Here is an 18178-nt window from a genome sequence, read left to right as displayed (position 1 = left end):
GCAGTGACGCGCGGAAAAGCTGAGTAAGTGCGACACGAAACTGACTGATCAGGGCGAGATCATCCCGCTAAGTTGGACTTGCAGGAGGGTGCATGTCCAACTTATCCACCATTACATCACGCATTCAGCAGGTCACTCCGGAGGTTGCCAAGCAAATGCTTGAGCGGATCGTTGGTAGTGCCAGACTTGATGCGGCCTCAGTTCAAGCATTCGAACATGACATGCGCGATGGGCGATGGGCGCTTAACGGCGCTCCCATTGTGTTTTCTGGTGATGGACAGCTGCTCGATGGTCGAGCGCGGCTGAACGCCTGCGTGCGCTCGGGCGCGACATTCGAGTCATTGATCATAGAAGGCATTGATGTAACAGCTTTCGAGACAATCGACGCTGTGCGAAAGCGAACGCTCGCAGATGTGCTATCGATGCGTGAGGAGCATCACGGCCGCGCTCTGGGAGCTGCACTGAGAATACTGTGGACCTACAGTTCTGGCCGCACACCGGGCATCGGTAAACCTCCAGCTCCCACGGCTCTGTTGGGCGTGCTTGAGGAGCATCCGATAATCCGAGACAGCGTCAAACCGGCACTACGCGCCATGCCACTGCTTCCCCATGGCTGCGGAATTGCTTTGCATTACCTTGCCAGCGCAATCGATCCTATTCGAGCAAGCCAATTTCTGGCCCAAATTCAGGATCCTATTTCAGACTCGCCGGATAACCCCGTCAACCAACTACGAGAAATATTGCTCGCTACGCGGGGACAAGGCGGAGCTCGTAAACAGACCTACGTTCTCGCGGTTGCAATCAAAGCCTGGAACGCATTTGTAGCCGGAAAGGCGATTAAGCTTCTCCGTTTTGCGCCCGACCGCGAAAGTTTTCCTCGAATTGCAGGCGAGCAGGATTGGGGTCCACTTAGTCGAGCGACCGCCCCGCGTTTGCCAGAAACGAGCCGATCGGCAAGTCGCAGCATTAAGGTCAAAGCCCTAATGATTGATCCCGCCATGGCCGATAGCCTCCTCGCTGATCGCGGTCCCAACAGAACAGTATCTGCGGTTGTCATAGCTAAGTACGCTAGAGATATAGAAGCAGGTCGGTGGCGATTAAATGGACAAACGATTAAAATAAGCTCCAGCGGCAGGCTTTTGGATGGACAACATCGCTTAGAAGCCGGAAAAAAAGCAAAGAAACCTTTCCCCGCAATCATTGTAGAGGGGTTGCCTGATGAAATAATTAGCTCCCTAGATATTGGACGCAGACGCGCGACAAGCGATATATTGCGTGAAAGAGGTGAGGTACATACGATAATCTTAGCCTCTGCCTTGCGCTGGCTGTGGATGATTCGTACAGGAGTAGTATTATCAGCAAATTCGTCTCCATCTACCGGAGAATTGCTAGAATTACTAGAAAACACTCCCAAAATAAGATATAGCCTAAAGCACGTCGCGACCATTCGTGAAATAATGGGGAGCGGCATTGCTGCAGCATTGCATTGCAGCTTTGCCGAAAAGGACGAAGAAAGGGCAGATATTTTTTTCGATCGGTTAATCGATGGTGTTAATTTAGGAGAGGGCAGCCCGATTCGTCACCTGCGCGAGCGATTAATTCGAACTCGTGCCTCTCATCGAGTCCGGCTGCTGAGGCCGAACGGGTCGCAATTAGCATAAAGGCTTGGAACGCCTACCGGCATGACCGTTCCCTTCAGCTGCTGATATGGCGCAATCGTGGCGCAACGCGCGAAGCCTTACCCACACCTGTGTAGGATCGACCGTTGGAAAAGAAGTCGGAAGACATGCACATTCGCATGGAAATGAATCTACGCAATTTCATTGGCGAGGTAGCCGACTTGGTTGAGCGACCTCCTTCAACAGTGGCGCGCATCATGCTCCGGGATTGGCTGCGGCTAGGCCATCGCGGTGCTGCAGAAGCCATCCAGCATCTCGAAGATGAAAGCAGCACCCGTACTTGAGTAGATGCCGGGCGCAGCCGCACGACCCAGAAAGCCGAAGTTTAACGGCCTTCATCCGAAAGTCTTAAGTCCGGGCCGCGATATTCACGCTTCCTAACGCAAAATTAACCACGTTCCGGGCATTCCTCGTCGTGCAGTCATGCAAAGGCAATCGAGGACGCAATGCCCAGAGCCAGAGTTTCCGCCACTTTCCCGGCCATATCGCGCTCCGCGCGGCGGGGGGCCTGAGTCATGGCGGCGCCGGTTTCGGTGACTCGGAAATTGTGGGCGGCCACCGGCCGTAGCGCGATCCTGCCGCTCGCGACGCTGATGCTCGTCGGGCTGATGGTGATCCCGGTGCCAGCATTCCTGCTCGATGTCGGCTTCATCGCCAATATCATGATCAGCCTCGCGGTGCTGATGGTCTCGCTCAACGCGGCCAAGCCGCTGGACTTCTCTTCCTTTCCGACGGTGCTGCTGTTCGCCACCCTGTTCCGCCTTGCGCTGAACGTCGCGTCGACCCGCGTCGTGCTGGTCGATGGGCATCTGGGCCCCGCCGCCGCCGGCCATGTCATCGAAAGCTTCGGCAACTTCCTGATCGGCGGCGACTATGCCGTCGGCCTGTTCGTGTTCGGTATCCTGATGGTGATCAACCTCGTCGTGATCACCAAGGGCGCCGGCCGCGTCTCCGAAGTCTCGGCGCGCTTCACCCTCGACGCGATGCCCGGCAAGCAGATGGCGATCGACGCCGATCTCAACGCCGGTCTGCTCACCCCCGAAGACGCCAAGCTGCGCCGCCAGGAAGTCGCCACCGAAGCCGACTTCTACGGCTCGATGGACGGTGCCTCCAAGTTCGTGAAGGGCGATGCCGTCGCCGGCGTGCTGATCCTCGTGATCAATATCCTCGGCGGCCTGATCCTCGGCGTGATGAGCCATGGCCTGTCGCTGTCGGAAGCGGCCTCCACCTATATCATCCTCGCGATCGGTGACGCGCTGGTGGCGCAGGTCCCCGCGCTGCTGCTGTCGATCGCGGCCGCCGCGATCGTCACCCGCGTCTCCTCGCCGCTCGACCTTGCCGGCCAGATCAGCAGCCAGTTCGGTTCGGCCCGCGCCTGGGCGCCGGTCTCGGGCATCCTGTTCCTGCTCGGCATCGTCCCCGGCATGCCGCACTTCATCATCCTCCCGGCATCGGCCATCGCCGGTTTCGCCGCCTGGAAACTAAGCAAGGCCAAGAGCGCCGAGACCGCGCTCGAAGTCGCCGCGACCGAAGCCGCCAACGCTCCTGCCCCGGTGTCGCCGCACAGCGTCGACTGGAACGAGATTTCGGACGGCGCCGCGCTGGGCCTCGAACTGGGCTATGGCCTGGTGAGCCTCGTCGACGACCGCAAGGGCGCGCCGCTGATGGCCCGCATCACCGGCATCCGCCGCCAGCTCTCGCGCGAGCTCGGTTTCGTCGTGCCGCTGGTCCGCGTCCGCGACAATCTCAGTCTGCCGCCGAACGCCTATCGCATCACCGTTGCCGGCGTGATCATGGGCGAAGATGAAGCCTTCCCCGATCAGCTACTCGCGCTCGACAGCGGCGATCTGGAGGGCACGGTCGATGGCCGCATGGTCCGCGATCCCAGCTTCGGCCTCGAAGCGGTGTGGATCAGCCCCGATAAGCGCGGCGACGCGATCGTCGCGGGCTATACCGTCGTCGATCCCGCCACCGTGGTCGCCACCCATCTCAACCAGGTGATCGCCGCCGCCGCCGCCGATCTGTTCGGCATGGACGAAGCGCAGCGCCTGCTCGACGCCCTCAAGGAATCCGCGCCTCAACTGGTCGCCGGCCTCACCCCGCAGCCGCTCAGTCTGGCGCAGATCGCCGCAGCCAGCCGCGCACTGCTGGCCGAGGGCGTGCCCCTCAAGGATTTCCGTCGCATCGCCGAAGCGATGGTCGACGCCTCGACCATGTCGGCCGATGCCCAGTCGCTGGTCGAGAATATCCGTTCCAAGATCGGCGCGCTGATCGTCCAGACGCTCGTGCCGGTGAAGATGCCGCTGCCGGTCGTCACCCTCGACGCCGGTCTCGAATCGCTGCTCGCGCAGGCGGTCCGCACTTCGCCCGGCGCCGCCCACCCGTTCGAACCCGCGCTCGCCAACAAGGTCGTCGCGGCGATTTCCGAAGCGTCGGCTCCGCTGGTCAACAGCGCGACCCGGTTCGCGATCGTCACCTCGCCGATTGCGCGCCGCGCCCTTGCCCGCCTTCTCAAGCCCCATCTGCCGGAGACCCCCGTCATGTCCTTCCTCGAGATCCCCGATGGCAAGGCCGTGGAGGTCGCAGCTGTCGTCGGCGGCGGACCCACCCATCAAGGTAGCGCCGGCGCATTAGGCGCACGGCCCCTGGAGACGGCAGCATGACCTTCGCCCATATGCCAACCCTCGCCGACCTGCCGGGTACCGCCAAGCAGCAACGCAGCGCCCGTGTAATCAGCATCGCCTGTGGCCGCAGCGGCGTCGGCAAGACGACGATCGCCGCCAATCTGGCGCTGTCGCTTTCGAAGATGCACCGCCGCGCGATGCTGGTCGATTGCGATCCGGGCCCGACCGACGCGACCCGCATGATGGGTTTCAATCCCAAGGAATCGATCGATGACGTGATCGGCGGCCGCCTGACGATCGACGAGATCGTCGTGGACGGCCCCGAGGCACTGTTCGTCGTACCCGCCGGGCCGGTCGACGCCGCCGGCCGGGTCGACCTCGCCGCGCGCCTCAAGCTCGCCGACGCCTTCCGTCCGCATCGCCGCTCGCTGGACTATGTCATCGTCGACACGCCAGGCAGCGCCGATCCCGACACTCTGGACATGGTCGCTTCGGCCGACCTGCCGATCGTCGTGCTCGCGCCCGATGCCGAGCGGTTCATGGACGCCTACGGCACCGTCAAGCTGCTCGCGCTCGACCATGACGTCCGCGACATCGCGATCATCACCAACCGCATCGGCGACGAGGCGATGGGGCGCGAACTGTTCCGCCGCTTCCGTGACGTGACCGCACGCTTCCTCGACGACACGTCGCTGAGCTATCTCGGCGGTGTTCCCAAGGACGAACGCGTCCTGACCGCCGCAGCCCGCCGCCGGCTGGTTGTCGACCAATATCCCAATGCGCGTGCCGCTCAGGCCATCGGCCACCTCGCCCGGACGATCGACACGCTCGATATCGGCGCGCAGGCGGGCGGCGACTGCTTCTTCGGCATGGAGGCGGTGCTTCGTGCTGGCTGAAACGAGAGAGTCCCAACAGCTGACCTATGGCCGCAAGCCCCAGAAGGCACGGCCGGAGGAGCTGGTGCGCAGCCATATGCAGCTGGTCCGCAAGATCGCCTGGCATGTCCATGGCCGGGTTTCCTCGGCGATCGACATCGAGGATCTGATCCAGATCGGCATGATCTCGCTGGTCGAGGCCGCGAATGGCTATGAGGACCGCGGCCACGCCTTCTCGACTTATGCGTCGATGCGGGTGCGCGGCGCGATGATCGATCACCTGCGCCGTCACGCCACCATGAGCCGCTCGGCGATGGGCAAGCGACGCCAGATGCTCAAGGCCAAGGCCGAGTTCGAGAAGACCTATGGCCGCAGCCCCAGTGAGTCGGAACTCGCCCAGGCGCTCGGCCTCGACGGCGCGGCCTTCCGTGCGCTGATCGACGAGACCGCCGCGACCTATCAGGAATCGCTCGATGAGGTTTATTCGGACCAGTCGATCTGGTTCGCCGATGTCGAGGAGCGCGCCGACCAGACGATCGAGCGCGAAGAACTCGGCCAGGCGCTAACCGGACATATCTCCGACCTCCCCGAACGGGAGGCGATGGTTCTCCAGCTCTACTTCGTCGAGGAAATGAACCTCGAGGAAATCGGCCAGACATTGGGGATCGGCGCGGCGCGCGTTTGCCAGATCAAGAAAGCCGCACTCGACAAGCTGCGCGGCTCGCTGAAGGAATGGCGATAGCCTGATCCGCCTCGGCCCCCGGCGCCTGAGGCGCGACGATCAATGCCCGTCGCCACCCCGACCCATTGCAGCTTCCAGTCGTTCGATTTTCATCCCGAACTCGCTGAACCGGGCATTGGTGCCAGCCTGGCCCTCGCGGATCGCTACCACTACCTCGTTGAGTGGATCGCGCGCGAGCAGGCCGGCTTGCAAAGTTTCCATCCTGTGCTGAAGCTCGGCGCTGCTGACCGGCGCGGCGCTTAGTTGCGCCTGCTGCGCGCGGAGCAATTCGACCTGCTTGTCACGCACCCGTTCCAGATCGTCGATCAGCTTGTTGGCATGTTCGAGCTGGCGCTGGCGCTCGCGCGCGTCGGCGACGACCAGCTGCGCGGACATGATGGTGCGTTCGGCGACGATCAGCCCGGCAGCTGATACGGCGCTGGATACAAGACCCAGTCCAATCGCGACTTTGGTGAAAGTGCCCCTGGTGGGCGCGGCTACTACATGGACGGGCGCCGCCGGCGCGGCCTCGGCCTGCACTGGCACTGGCGCGGCCGCGGCGATGGGTTGTGGAGCAGCTACCGGCCCCGCGGGCTGGTTAGGGAGCTCGACGATTTCGGGAACGGCGATGGCGAGGATCGCGGCGGGCTCGCCTGGGTCTTCGGCATCGGAAAATGCAAGGGCGCTGACCGGTTCGATGGCGGGCGCCACGACGATCGCAGGCGCTGCCTCGCGGGGCGGGGCAACCGTCGTGTCGAGATCCTCAAGCGCCTTGAGCGCTGCGTCGAAACCATTTCCGCTGGCCGAGGGAGACGCATCCATCACATATTCCTGTCGAACACTGACTCGATGTTTCGGCCGGCCGATTGGGCCGGCCGAAAATCATCGCGGTACACAACATCCTGGAATGCGTGATCCAATCCATCGGATCGGGAGCCGTTCCAGGTACTCAAGGAAAAGGCCCCCGGCGCGGGGAAACATTGCGCCGGGGGCCTATCGGACGGCCGAGTTTGGTTGGCCGTCTATTCCTTAGCGAAGCAGGCTCAGGACGCCCTGGCCGTTCTGGTTCGCCTGGGCGAGCATCGCGGTGGAGGCCTGCGACAGGATCTGCGCCTTGGCGAGAGCCGTCGATTCCGCCGAGAAGTCCGCGTCCTCGATCCGCGAGCGGGCTTCGGACAGGTTGTTGACGTTCGCGGTCAGCACGTTGACGGCGGCGTCGAGGCGGCTCTGGGTCGCACCGAGGCTGGCACGGACCGTGTTGACCTGGGTCAGCGCGGTGTCAGAAGCGGTGATCGCAGCCTGAGCTTCGGTGACGCTGTCGACCTGAATGCCCGTCGCATAAGCTGCGGCAACGCTGCTCAGACCACCGATCGAGATCGACGTGGTGTCGCCCGAGTTGATGCCGGTCTGGATCGCGAAGCTCGTCGCGGTCGAAGTGGCCGAGAACAGCGTGTTGCCGTTGAACTTGGTCTTCGTGACGACGTCCGAGATCTGGTCCTGCAGCGCCTTGACCTCGGTCTGCAGATTGTCGCGGTCGCTGGTCTGGTAGGTGCCGTTGCTCGCCTGGACGGCAAGTTCACGAACACGCTGCAGCATGTTGCTGACTTCGCCGAGAGCGCCTTCAGCGGTCTGGGCCAGCGAGATGCCGTCGTTGGCGTTGCGGATCGCAACCGACATGCCGCGAACCGATGCGGTCATGGAAGAAGCGATCGCCATGCCGGCGGCGTCGTCCTTGGCGCTGTTGATGCGCTTGCCGCTCGACAGACGCTCCATGGCGGTCGCCAGGGTCTTGTCGGCGAGGCGGCCAGCGTTCTGCGAACGAAGCGACGAAACGTTAGTGTTGATAACAGCCATTGATGTAATCCTTCCGCTACTACTCGGCGTTCCGGCTACTGACCGTCCTCGCCACGATCCGGTTAACGACGCCTCGAAACCAGCCTTAAGGAAGAAAGATGGTTAACCCGGATTAACCATAAATTAGTTTTGTCCCGATGGGCCCGCCTCTACGCGCGGGCGCGCAATATCCAAGGAATTCAAGGGTATTTGACATTAGACTATAGCCGAATGTCTGCCGGTCGAGATCCTGACATTAATCTCTTTACCGTCATTCGGACGAGGCGCGAGGCCTGTGCCACGGTCATGCGGAAGGCCTTGAACGGCGCATCCGCCAAAAATCCATCCGGTGGACCACCACTGTCGCGAGGAAGGATGCGTGAGGCCGGGTCGGCCGGCGCAGCAGCCCCACCGTCGCCCGAGCGCCGCCGAGGGCAGCGAGCTGCTTTGTGTGTAGACTGACGGATGGTGGGTCAGCTCGCCAGCCGGCCGAAGGCGTGCTCAGAGCGCCCATGCTATCGCTCAGGGCGCGAGAAGAGGCTTCAAGAGCCGAGCGGTGCCGCGCATTCGATCCCTGACGTGATCCGGGATGCAGGGACCGGCAAGCCAGCTATGGTGGACAGCCTGCCGCCGGCGCCTGAAGACAATCAAAGACGCCAAAAACCGAAACGGCTCCCGATGCGATGCACCGGGAGCCGTCTCGGCCAGCAATTGTAATCGGTTTACTTGAGCAGGCTCAGCACATTCTGCTGGGTCTGGTTCGCCTGGGCAAGCATCGCGGTCGATGCCTGCGACAATATCCCTGCCTTTGCCAGATTGCTCGATTCCACCGAGAAGTCGGTATCCTCGATCCGCGAGCGGGCTTCGGAAAGGTTGGTCACGTTCGCGGTCAGCACAGCGATGCTGGCTTCGAGGCGGTTCTGGTTGGCGCCGAGATTGGCCCGGACGTTGGCGACCTGGGTCAGCGCGGTATCGACGACACCGAGCGCGGTGGAAGCTTCCGAAACGGTATCGACCTGGATCGTGCTGGCATAGGCCAGGGCGACGCTGGCCAGGCCACCGATCGACACCGCAGTGGTGTCGCCGGAGTTGATGCCGGTCTGGATCGCGAAGGTGGTCGCCGTCGAAGTCGCCGAGAACAGCGTGTTGCCATTGAACTTGGTGGCGGTAACGACATTCGAGATCTGGCTCTGAAGTGCTGCGACTTCGGTCTGCAGATTGTCGCGGTCGCTGTTCTGATAGGTACCGTTGGCGGCCTGGACGGCCAGTTCGCGGATACGCTGCAGCATGTTGGCGGCTTCGCCGAGCGCACCTTCAGCGGTCTGCGCCAGCGAGATGCCGTCGTTGGCGTTGCGGATCGCCACGCTCATGCCGCGGATCGAAGCGGTCATCGAGGAAGCGATGGCGAGGCCGGCGGCGTCGTCCTTGGCGCTGTTGATCCGCTTGCCGCTCGAAAGGCGGGCCATCGCGGTTGCCTGCATGGCGTCAGCAAGGCGGCCCGCATTCTGGGCACGCAGCGAAGAAATGTTGGTGTTGATGACGGTCATTGGATCAGTCCTTGTTCCTGTTAAGGGGCGACGATCCGGTGCTGGCCGTTCTCGCCTCGATCCCATTAACGGCCATGCTTACCCGCCCTTTAACCAGGAAAGTTCACCACGCTCACTTTTCCCGGAAAAATCATATCATCTATCTGATTTATAACGATAATATTTTCTGATTTTTTTGCTTAAACCGGCTTTCATGCGGAAGCACGTGGCGTCGAAGACGCCGGAAAAAGCCGACCCGGCAAGGCTTTGCCGCTTTTAGACCAAAGGATGAGCAGCTTTTTGCCGACCGGCAAAGGCCCCGTAAAACGTGGGTTTATGTCGGCCCCTACGCGCGCGCATACGCGTGGACGCCACCGCGGGTGTGCACGGCGCGCGGTCTATTAAGACTTTTTAAGTTAATTCGCCGGTAAGGATGTCCGTGAAGGAATTGGCGTGGCTGGCACGTCGGATCCATGAGGACGGCAATGACCATGATCGGCATCAGCGAGAAAGCGCAAGGTTCCCACCCCACGCTCGTCGCATGGCTGGCAGGCGCTGGCATCGAGACCGCGCTGATCGATCCGGCCGCTTCGGCGGGCCGCGACAGCCAGCGCATCCTCCACGTCACCGAGGTCGCCCTCGCCCGCCAGCACGACATCCTCATCGATTTCGCCGACGGCGCGCCGGTGCTCCGCCGCGCCAAGGTCGGCCGCCCCTCCACCGTCGTCTTCGGCTTTGAGGACATGGCCTTCGGTCACGCCCTCATTGCCGAGCTGATCCGTCCCCGCGCCATGCCGGCCTGCGGCGAGCCCGAGAGCGCCCGCTTCCTTGGTATCGCCGCCCGCGTCGCCCGTAGCGACGCTACCGTATTGCTGCTCGGCGAGACCGGCACCGGCAAGGAAGGCGTTGCCCGCTTCATCCACGCCGCCAGCCCGCGCGCCGACAAGCCCTTCGTCGCCGTCAATTGCGCGGCGCTGCCCGAAACGATGCTTGAGGCAATGCTGTTCGGTCATCAAAAGGGCGCCTTCACCGGCGCCAGCGGCTCGGGCGAAGGCCTGTTCCGCGCCGCCGAGGGCGGCACGCTGATGCTCGACGAAATCACCGAGCTGCCGCTGGCGCTCCAGGCCAAGCTGCTCCGCGCGCTTCAGGAGCGTGAGGTCCTTCCCATCGGCGCTACCGCGCCGATCGCGATAGATGTCCGCATCATCGCCGCCGGCAATCGCGACATCGCGGCCGAAGTCGAAGCTGGCCGCTTCCGCGCCGACCTCTACTGGCGTCTCAACGTCATGCCGATGATGCTCAAGCCGCTCGGCCAGCGCCGTCAGGACATCCGCGCGATCTCCGCCGCGCTGCTGCTGCGTCACACGCCCGACCAGGAAGAACTGGCCTGGCCGACCGCCAACGCGCTGGACCGGCTGATGACCCACGGCTGGCCGGGCAATGTCCGCGAGCTCGAAAATGTCCTCCAGCGCGCGATGCTCATGCGCGATGGCGACCGGATCGAAGCCGCCGACCTGATGATCGACGCCGCCCCGGCTGCTCCCGCCTTTCGCATGACCGCGGTCGAGACCGTCGCCGCTCCGGCGATCGTCGCCGACAACGGTCCGATCCGCCTCGCCGATGCGCGCCGCATGAGCCAGGCCCGCGCGATCGAGGAAGCTCTTGCCGCCACCGGCGGCCACCGTCTCCGCGCCGCCCAGCGACTGGGCATTTCCGAACGCACGCTGCGCTATCGCATGGCCGATATGCGCGCCGTGGCTTGAGGAGGGTTAGATGACGACCGTCAACACCAGCAACCTCATGGCAATGCGCAACGCCATATTGCAGCAGAACAGCGCGCTGCAGAAGGCCGCCGCTGCGCCTGCTCCGAACCCGCTCACCGGCCCCGCCGCTATCGGCAACGCCACCGCCGCGTCCGACAACAGCTTCGTCTCGACGCTGCGTGGCGCGATCGGCGAGGTCAACAACCAGCAGGCCAAGTCGAGCGCGATCACCGAGAGCTATGAGCGCGGTGAGACGACCGACATCGCCGCGGTCATGCTCCAGCGCGAGCAGGCCAGCGTCGGCTTCCAGGCCACTTTACAAGTCCGCAACAAACTCCTGTCCGCCTATAAGGACATCATGAGCATGCCGGTATAATATATGGCTGACATCATCCCCTCCCCCGCCCCCGCAATGGCTTCGTCTGCTCCTGCGAGCGCAGGCGTCGGCACCTCAGCCGTCCTCGAAAGGGTCAAGGGCTTCACCGCCCAGCCGGCGGTCCAGCGCAGCTTGCCGATGATCGGCCTTTTCGGCCTGCTCGGCGGCGCCGCGCTGCTGTGGTCGACCATGTCGGGTGCGCCGCAGCGCGACCTGTTCGCCGGCATGGGGGATGCCGACAAGGCCGCCGTCGCCGACGCGCTCAAGGCCGCCAATATTCCCTATGAGGTGGATCGCAACACCGGCTCGCTGACCGTGCCGGAGACCAGCTTCTACCAGGCGAAGATGCTGCTTGCGCAGCAGGGGCTGCCCAAAGCGGCTCCCGACGGCGACACCATGATGGCATCGCTGCCGCTCGGCGCCAGCCGTGCGGTCGAAGGCGAGAAGCTGCGCACCGCGCGCGAGATGGATCTGGCCCGCACGATCGAGGCGATCGACGCGGTCGACACCGCCAAGGTCCATGTCGCCGCCGAAGCGCCCAGCGTCTTCCTGCGCGACGACGCCAAGCCCCAGGCTTCGGTGATGCTGCGCCTGCGCGCTGGCCGTGCGCTGTCGGACTCGCAGGTCCAGGCGATCGTCCATCTCGTCGCATCGTCGGTGCCGAACCTGTCGCCCGACGGCGTTTCGGTCGTCGACCAGGCCGGCCGGCTGCTATCGGCTTCCGGCAGCGATCCGATGAGTCAGGCATCGGCCCGCCAGGTCGATATCCAGACCAAGATCGAGCAGCGCTATCTTGAAGCGCTCAACAAGATCCTCACGCCGATCGTCGGCCCCGGCAACTTCACCGCCGAGGTCCATGCCGATGTCGATTTCACCGAAAGTCAGGCGACCCGCGAAAGCTATCCCAAGGATACCGCCGTGGTCCGCTCGGAGCAGGGTGCGTGGACCGGTGACAAGAATGGCGCCGGCGGCGAGGCTTCGGGCATTCCGGGCGCGCTGTCGAACCAGCCGCCGGCCGCGAGCCAGGTGACGGCGGCTCCGCAGCAGACCGTCGATGCCCCGGGCACGACCGCCGCCGCGAACGCCGGGAAAACCTCTGAAAACTACAACCGCACTTATGAGCTGGGCCGCGAGGTCTCGGTCACGCGCAACCCGATAGGTCAGGTCAAGCGCCTGTCGGTCGCCGTCGCCCTGCGCGAGGGCGCCCGCAAATTCAGCCGCGCTGAGCTAGCCTCCATCGAGACGCTGGTGCGCGGTGCGATCGGCGCCGATCAGGCCCGCGGCGATGTCGTCGCCCTGTCCGCGCGCAGCTTCGCGGTTGCCGAGGAGGCCGAGGTCAAGCCGAACTGGTGGGAAGCCCCTTGGGTCTCCACCCTCGCCCGCAACCTGTCGGCGCTGCTCGTGGTCGCGCTGCTCGTCTTCGGCGTCGCCAAGCCGCTGCTGAAGCGCCGCGCCGCCTATGCCGAGGAGAAGAAGGCCGCGATCGACGCCGCCATCGCCTCGGGCGGCCGCATCCCGCAGAACACCAATCCGGCCATCCGCAACGAGATCGCTTCGGCGCTCGCCCAGCAGGCGCTGCACGATCCGAATAAGCCCGTCACCCTCGACATGATCGAGGCAACCCCGGGCTATGCCAACCGCGCCGAACTGATCCGCAACTTCGTGAAGCAGGATCCCGACCGCGCCGCGCTGGTCGTCCGGGACCTGATCCGCGCCGACATGCCGGGAGCCGCGTAACGTCATGGCGGACGAAACCCCCATCGATACCGAAAACGCCACCCCGGTTGCCCCCAGCGGCAGCCAGGCCGCCGCGATCCTGCTGATGCTGCTCGGCGAGGAAGAAGCCGCCACCGTGTTGAGCCGTCTGGAGCCCAGCGAGGTCCAGCATCTCGGCGGCGCGATGTTCGGCGTCGCCAACATCTCCGAAAACGAAATCGACGGCGTCTTCGACGTATTCGTCGACCGGGCCCGCGTCCGCACCACGCTCGGTTTCGGCGTCGAGCGCCAGATCAAGGGCATCATGCACAAGGCGCTCGGCCAGGATAAGGCCGATCAGGTTCTCCAGCGGATCACCCCGGTCCAGCATGTCAATGCGCTCGAAAACCTCAAATGGATGGACGCTCGCGCGATCGCCAATCTGATCGAGTTCGAGCATCCCCAGATTGCCGCCACCGTGCTCGCCTTCCTCGAATCGCAGCGCGCCGCCGATGTGCTCCAGCTGCTGCCCGAGGATATGCAGGCCGACCTCGTTTATCGCGTCGCCACCATGGGGCCGATCACCGAGGCCGCGCTGTCCGAGCTCGACGAACTGCTCAACCGCCCGACCACGTCGCAGTCGACCGGATCGACCACCCGCCGCGGCGGCGCCGGAGAAGCGGCCAAGATCGTCAACTCCTCGCGCAAGGCGGCCGAACAGCGGATCATCAAGGCGCTGCAGAAGCTCGACAAGTCCGTCGCCCGCAACATCGAGGAGGAAATGTTCATCTTCGACAACCTGATGGCGGTCGGCGAGAAGGACCTCGGCACGCTGCTCCGCGCAGTCGACAGCGATATTCTCGTCGTCTCGCTCAAGGGCGCCGACGAGAAGCTGCGCGCGAAGATCTTCGGCTGCATGTCGAGCCGTGCAGCGCAGTCGATCCAGGACGAAATCGCCGATCGCGGCCCGATGCGCCTGGCCGACGTCCAGGAAGCGCAGAAGGCGATGCTCGCCATCGCGCGCAAGCTGGCGGCGGAAGGCACGATCAGCCTCGGCGGCAAGGGCGACGACTTTGTCTGAGCTCTGGACCCCCGAGAATATCGGCGAAGCCACCCGCGTCGACGCCTGGGCCCGCCCGGCGGCCACCGGCCACTTCACCCCCTGGGGCAGCGACGGCCATCCCCGCCGCCGCGCCAGCGATTTCGCGCCGAGCGCCCCGAAGCAGAGCTCGCCCGTCACCGATATCGAGACGCTGCGCAACGAAGCCTTCGTCGAGGGCTTCGAGCAGGGCCGCCAGACGGTGATGGCCGAATTCATGCGCGAGCGTGAAGCACTCGCCGAGCTGATCCGTTCAGCAGAGGCGCTCCAGCCCGAGCCCTCGGGCCCGCTCGCCGCAGTGCTCGCGGAATCGGTCACGCGCCTCGTCCGCCAGATCGTCGGAGAGGTGCAGATCGACCCCGTAATGCTCAAGGCGCGCGCCGAATCGATCGCCGAACTCATCACCGCCGAGTCCGGGCCCGCCCGACTGCGCATGAACCCCGACGATATCGCGATGCTCAACGGCGTCGATCTCGGCCTGCCGATGGCTCCCGATCATCACCTGACATCGGGCACGATCATCCTGGAGACTGGCGAGGGCTGGATCGAGGATGGCCCGCAGGTCCGTCTCGCCAAATTGCGTACGCAACTCGACAGCATGGTACAGCCGAAATGATGGGTCTCGCCGCTCAGGTCGACGCGATGCTCGGCACGCTCGAAATCGATCATGCCGGCCCCCGCCGCATCGGCCGCCTCGCCTCCTATGACGGGCTGATGCTCGAAGCGACCGGCTTTCCGGTTCCGGTCGGCTCGAATGCCCGCGTGATCGATGCCGATGGTCATGCCGCACTCGCCGAAGTCGTCGGCTTCCGCGGCAATCGCACCCTGCTGATGGCGCTCGACGCCGACGCCCCGCACAGCGCCGGCGCGCGGGTCGAGCCCGATCGCCGTGGCGGTTCGGTCGATGTCGGGGAGACGCTGCTCGGCCGGGTGATGGACGCGCTCGGCAATCCGATAGACGGCCTTGGGCCGATTGCTACCTCCGAACGCTGGCCGCTGGCCGGCAAACGCGGCAATCCGCTCGATCGCGCCCGCGTGACCGAGCCTTTCGACATGGGTGTGCGCGCGATCAACGCGCTGCTGACCGCAGGCGTCGGCCAGCGCATCGCCATCGCCGCCGGATCCGGCGTCGGCAAATCGGTGCTGATGGGCCAGATGATCGCCGGCGCGGACGCCGACATCATCGTCGTCGGCCTGGTCGGTGAGCGCAGCCGCGAAGTTTCGGACTTCCTCGCCACCAAGCTGGCCGGCCCTGTCCGCCAGAAGAGCGTCGTCGTCGCGGTGCCCGCCGATCATCCGCCGGTGCTGCGCCTGCGCGCCGCGATGCGCGCCACCGCGATCGCCGAATATTTCCGCGCGCAAGGCAAGCGTGTCCTGCTGCTCATCGACAGCCTGACCCGCGTTGCCCATGCGCAGCGCGAAATCGGCCTGTCATTGGGTGAGCCGCCGACGATGAAGGGCTATCCGCCATCGGCGCTGGGCCTGATCCCCCGCCTGATCGAGCGTGCCGGCGTCGATGCCACCTCGGGCGGATCGATCACCGCGCTCTACACCGTACTCGCCGATGGCGACGATACCGACGATCCGATCGTCGACACCGCCCGCGCGATCGTCGACGGCCACATCATCCTCTCGCGCAGCATGGCCGAACAGGGCGTCTTTCCGGCGATCGACGTCGGCAAGTCGCTGAGCCGCGTGATGAGCGACATCGTGACCCCCGAACATCAGCAGGCCGCGCAGATCCTGCGCCGGCTATGGGCGGTCTATGAGGAGAATCGCGACCTGATCCTGATGGGCGCCTATCGCGCCGGCAGCGATCCGATCGTCGACGTGGCAATCGCCCGTCACGACGATATTCTTGAGTTCATCAGCCAGGGCCAGAAGGACCGCGTCAATTATGCGGACTCGATCCAGGCGGTGGTTGAGGCCTTTGGCGGATGAAAGCGCTGGTCAAGAAACGCGCGCGAATCACCCGCGTTCGAAGCGCCCAACATCTGCTCGCCGCTTCGGCGGCCGCTTCGGCCGAAGCGCAGGTCGTCCATCTCGAAAGCAACGCCGCCAAGCTCGCCTCGCTGCGCGACAGCCTTACCGTGTCGAGCGGCACGACGACCGGCGCGGTGCTGCAGAATCGCGGCGAGCTCGCCCAGCGGCTCGATAAGGCGCGTGATGGCCTCGCCACCGCAATTGTCTCGGCGCGCGCCGCGGCTGAACTGAAAGTCGCCGAGCGGCTCGAAGCGCGGCAGCGGCAGGAAAGCGCCGCCAAGCTCGACGCGCGCGCCGTGCAAGCACTTGCGGACTGGACCGAGTCGCGGATGAACGCGGCCTTCCGGCCCAAGATACTTAAGCAAAAGGGGAATTACTGACATGGCCGTTGCCGCGCTTTCGACATCCGCGATCGCCCTTGCGACGGTGCCGGCCGCTATGCCCGCGCCGGCGACGGGCGAGACACCGGAAGCGTTCGCGGAGCTCGTGTCGCGCGCCAAGCCCGACGGACAGGCCTCGAAAGGCGATACCAAGCCGCAGACGACCGATGGTGAAGCCGAAACCGCCGAAAGCGCGATCGGCAAGACTACCGCCGAACCCGAAAGCGAAGCGAAAGCCATCGCCCCGGATCAGCCGGTCGACCTGCTCGCCGAGATCGAGGCGCTGTTCGCCTTCTCGGGGCAGATCAACATAATCACGCCCGCCCCTGCGGCGACCCCGTCCGCGTCGATCGCCGCACCGGCCGCCTCTGCCCCGGCAGCACCGATCACACCTTCCCCGGCGACGCCTGAAATCATGCCGCCCGGCATCGCACAGCCCGCCATGGCCGCGACGCCCGTCAAGCTCCCGATCGCGACGATCCCGATCGCCGCAGCCGAGGACGCGGCTGCGGCAGACGCCGAAGCCATACCGATAAACCCGGCTCTCCGGACCGACCAGCCGGCTCCGCACATCGCTGCCGATGCCGGAACCCGTGCCGCCGCGACAACGACCACGATCCGACGCGATATCGCCTCGATCGTTGCCTCGTTGAAGGCCGCGTTCCACCCGGTCGAGACTACCGTCGAAATACCGGTGGCGCTCGCCTCGACGCCAACTGTCAGCGCGATCGTGGTACCCGTTGCCCAAGCCGCTACCGCTATCGCTGCCGCGCCGGTAGCGATCCCCGGCATCGTAGCGCCGGCAACGTCCACAGCCGATATGACCACGCCTATTCCAGCCGAAGCCAAGGTAAGCGAGCAAGTCGCCAACATCGGCGCCACGTCCGAAACCTTCGCCAAGTCCGTCAGATCGACCGCGGGCAAGGCGGCAGCGGCATTCGCTATCGATCGCGCCGATCCGGCGGTAAGCGCCGTCGCGCCCGAGTCGGTGTTACCGCCCGTTGCGCTGGCCGACGCTCCGGCGCCAGACAGTGCAGAGCAGGCAGCGAGCGCCGCCACGCCTGCCATCGCCTCTGTGCCGCTGAGCGCCGCGCCGGTGATCCCGGCCACCGTCGCGCCGGCGATTACGACCGATACGCAAGTGGCCGATGTCATCATGGCCGCCCCGAACCACGCCGAACAGTCGGTCGCCCGGCATCTGGATCTCGCCCGTGATACGCAGTGGCTCGACCAGTTGGCGCGCGACATCAGCCAGTCGGTCGCGCAGCAGGGCCATTTGAAGTTCCAGCTCAACCCGGAGCATCTCGGCGCGTTGACGGTAGAGATCGCCAACAGTGCCAATGGCGCGGCGATCAAGCTGTCCGCCGAGACCGACCAGGCGCGCGCGATAATCGCTGATGCGCAGCCGCGCCTGATAGCCGAGGTCCGCGCGCAGGGCGTGCGCGTGGCTGATGCGCAGGTCGACAGCAACCAGCAAGGTAGCGGCAACAGCTCCGCCTTCGCGCAGGGACAACAGCGCCAGCCGTCAGAAGATTCTAAACCTTTTGCGCGTACACAGACCGTGAATCGTGAGGATGCCGCTGATTCGGCTCCGCGCGAAGATGATGAACTTTACGCCTGATCC

16 protein-coding genes are annotated in these 18178 nt (G+C 64.7%); 13 read left to right on the top strand and 3 right to left on the bottom strand.

Going from position 1 to position 18178, the window contains the following annotated elements:
* The first annotated feature begins 92 nt into the window (after positions 1 to 92).
* From WP12_RS24920 to WP12_RS14625, 5 genes are all read left to right on the top strand, one after another.
* The gene (locus WP12_RS24920) at positions 93 to 1661 is read left to right on the top strand and encodes a hypothetical protein (protein ID WP_152664009.1); all 1569 of its coding nucleotides are present in this window, start codon (positions 93 to 95) and stop codon (positions 1659 to 1661) included.
* Between the two features lie 104 nt (positions 1662 to 1765).
* On the top strand, positions 1766 to 1963 hold the full coding sequence (locus tag WP12_RS24915) for a hypothetical protein (RefSeq protein ID WP_152664008.1): 198 nt from the start codon (positions 1766 to 1768) through the stop codon (positions 1961 to 1963).
* A gap of 231 nt (positions 1964 to 2194) precedes the next feature.
* A complete protein-coding gene (flhA, locus tag WP12_RS14635; RefSeq protein WP_046194419.1) occupies positions 2195 to 4342 on the top strand; it encodes a flagellar biosynthesis protein FlhA in 2148 nt (715 codons plus the stop codon).
* Positions 4339 to 5199 carry an AAA family ATPase gene (locus tag WP12_RS14630; RefSeq protein WP_046194418.1) on the top strand — a complete coding sequence of 287 codons (861 nt, stop codon included), beginning with the start codon at positions 4339 to 4341 and terminating at the stop codon, positions 5197 to 5199. Before flhA ends, WP12_RS14630 begins: the two co-directional genes overlap by 4 nt.
* Positions 5200 to 5275: 76 nt before the next feature.
* Entirely contained in the window at positions 5276 to 5920 is a 645-nt protein-coding gene (locus WP12_RS14625) for a sigma-70 family RNA polymerase sigma factor (protein WP_443027875.1), read from the top strand.
* A gap of 39 nt (positions 5921 to 5959) precedes the next feature.
* Here the strand turns inward: WP12_RS14625 and WP12_RS14620 are convergent, their stop codons facing one another.
* The 3 genes from WP12_RS14620 to WP12_RS14610 all read right to left on the bottom strand — a co-directional run bounded on the left by WP12_RS14620 (position 5960) and on the right by WP12_RS14610 (position 9279).
* Positions 5960 to 6721, bottom strand: a complete 762-nt coding sequence (locus WP12_RS14620; RefSeq protein ID WP_046194416.1) for a hypothetical protein — start codon at positions 6719 to 6721, stop codon at positions 5960 to 5962.
* Positions 6722 to 6928: 207 nt separating this feature from the next.
* Positions 6929 to 7753: a flagellin N-terminal helical domain-containing protein gene (locus WP12_RS14615; protein WP_046194415.1), complete on the bottom strand. Its 825-nt coding sequence runs from the start codon at positions 7751 to 7753 to the stop codon at positions 6929 to 6931.
* Between the two features lie 701 nt (positions 7754 to 8454).
* A complete protein-coding gene (locus WP12_RS14610) occupies positions 8455 to 9279 on the bottom strand; it encodes a flagellin N-terminal helical domain-containing protein (protein WP_046194414.1) in 825 nt (274 codons plus the stop codon).
* Between the two features lie 464 nt (positions 9280 to 9743).
* On the opposite strand from WP12_RS14610, the gene WP12_RS14605 reads away from it, so the two are divergent.
* From WP12_RS14605 to WP12_RS14570, 8 genes are read left to right on the top strand one after another with little or no spacing between them, the layout of a single operon-like run.
* A complete protein-coding gene (locus WP12_RS14605) occupies positions 9744 to 11021 on the top strand; it encodes a sigma-54 interaction domain-containing protein (RefSeq protein WP_046194413.1) in 1278 nt (425 codons plus the stop codon).
* Between the two features lie 10 nt (positions 11022 to 11031).
* The gene (fliE, locus tag WP12_RS14600; protein WP_046194412.1) at positions 11032 to 11397 is read left to right on the top strand and encodes a flagellar hook-basal body complex protein FliE; all 366 of its coding nucleotides are present in this window, start codon (positions 11032 to 11034) and stop codon (positions 11395 to 11397) included.
* A 3-nt stretch (positions 11398 to 11400) separates the two neighbouring features.
* Positions 11401 to 13134 (top strand): flagellar basal-body MS-ring/collar protein FliF, encoded by a 1734-nt coding sequence (gene fliF, locus WP12_RS14595; protein WP_046194411.1) that lies wholly within the window; start codon positions 11401 to 11403, stop codon positions 13132 to 13134.
* Positions 13135 to 13138: 4 nt separating this feature from the next.
* Complete coding sequence (fliG, locus tag WP12_RS14590) at positions 13139 to 14173, top strand: flagellar motor switch protein FliG (RefSeq protein WP_046194410.1); 1035 nt, start codon at positions 13139 to 13141, stop codon at positions 14171 to 14173.
* Complete coding sequence (locus WP12_RS14585) at positions 14166 to 14807, top strand: FliH/SctL family protein (protein ID WP_046194409.1); 642 nt, start codon at positions 14166 to 14168, stop codon at positions 14805 to 14807. Before fliG ends, WP12_RS14585 begins: the two co-directional genes overlap by 8 nt.
* The gene (locus WP12_RS14580) at positions 14804 to 16132 is read left to right on the top strand and encodes a FliI/YscN family ATPase (RefSeq protein WP_235399148.1); all 1329 of its coding nucleotides are present in this window, start codon (positions 14804 to 14806) and stop codon (positions 16130 to 16132) included. The genes WP12_RS14585 and WP12_RS14580 overlap by 4 nt, the downstream gene beginning before the upstream one ends.
* Complete coding sequence (locus WP12_RS14575; RefSeq protein WP_046194408.1) at positions 16129 to 16554, top strand: hypothetical protein; 426 nt, start codon at positions 16129 to 16131, stop codon at positions 16552 to 16554. The genes WP12_RS14580 and WP12_RS14575 overlap by 4 nt, the downstream gene beginning before the upstream one ends.
* A 1-nt stretch (position 16555) precedes the next feature.
* Positions 16556 to 18175, top strand: coding sequence for a flagellar hook-length control protein FliK (locus WP12_RS14570; RefSeq protein WP_046194407.1), 1620 nt, complete (start codon positions 16556 to 16558; stop codon positions 18173 to 18175).
* Positions 18176 to 18178: the final 3 nt, after the last annotated feature.

This window comes from Sphingomonas sp. SRS2, assembly GCF_000971055.1.
Classification (GTDB): domain Bacteria; phylum Pseudomonadota; class Alphaproteobacteria; order Sphingomonadales; family Sphingomonadaceae; genus Rhizorhabdus.
Note: the sequence above shows the minus strand (reverse complement) of the source record. Positions and strands in the feature narration are given on the sequence as shown.

What these genes read in the sequence shown, in the direction of transcription:
- WP12_RS24920 (WP_152664009.1), top strand. Translation starts at nt 93, where the DNA reads ATGTCCAACTTATCCACCATTACATCACGCATTCAGCAGGTCACTCCG.
- WP12_RS14610 (WP_046194414.1), bottom strand. Translation starts at nt 9,279, where the DNA reads ATGACCGTCATCAACACCAACATTTCTTCGCTGCGTGCCCAGAATGCG.
- WP12_RS14575 (WP_046194408.1), top strand. Translation starts at nt 16,129, where the DNA reads ATGAAAGCGCTGGTCAAGAAACGCGCGCGAATCACCCGCGTTCGAAGC.
- flhA (WP_046194419.1), top strand. Translation starts at nt 2,195, where the DNA reads ATGGCGGCGCCGGTTTCGGTGACTCGGAAATTGTGGGCGGCCACCGGC.
- fliG (WP_046194410.1), top strand. Translation starts at nt 13,139, where the DNA reads ATGGCGGACGAAACCCCCATCGATACCGAAAACGCCACCCCGGTTGCC.
- fliF (WP_046194411.1), top strand. Translation starts at nt 11,401, where the DNA reads ATGGCTGACATCATCCCCTCCCCCGCCCCCGCAATGGCTTCGTCTGCT.
- WP12_RS14570 (WP_046194407.1), top strand. Translation starts at nt 16,556, where the DNA reads ATGGCCGTTGCCGCGCTTTCGACATCCGCGATCGCCCTTGCGACGGTG.
- WP12_RS14630 (WP_046194418.1), top strand. Translation starts at nt 4,339, where the DNA reads ATGACCTTCGCCCATATGCCAACCCTCGCCGACCTGCCGGGTACCGCC.
- WP12_RS14580 (WP_235399148.1), top strand. Translation starts at nt 14,804, where the DNA reads ATGATGGGTCTCGCCGCTCAGGTCGACGCGATGCTCGGCACGCTCGAA.
- WP12_RS14615 (WP_046194415.1), bottom strand. Translation starts at nt 7,753, where the DNA reads ATGGCTGTTATCAACACTAACGTTTCGTCGCTTCGTTCGCAGAACGCT.
- WP12_RS14625 (WP_443027875.1), top strand. Translation starts at nt 5,276, where the DNA reads ATGCAGCTGGTCCGCAAGATCGCCTGGCATGTCCATGGCCGGGTTTCC.
- fliE (WP_046194412.1), top strand. Translation starts at nt 11,032, where the DNA reads ATGACGACCGTCAACACCAGCAACCTCATGGCAATGCGCAACGCCATA.
- WP12_RS14620 (WP_046194416.1), bottom strand. Translation starts at nt 6,721, where the DNA reads ATGGATGCGTCTCCCTCGGCCAGCGGAAATGGTTTCGACGCAGCGCTC.
- WP12_RS14605 (WP_046194413.1), top strand. Translation starts at nt 9,744, where the DNA reads ATGACCATGATCGGCATCAGCGAGAAAGCGCAAGGTTCCCACCCCACG.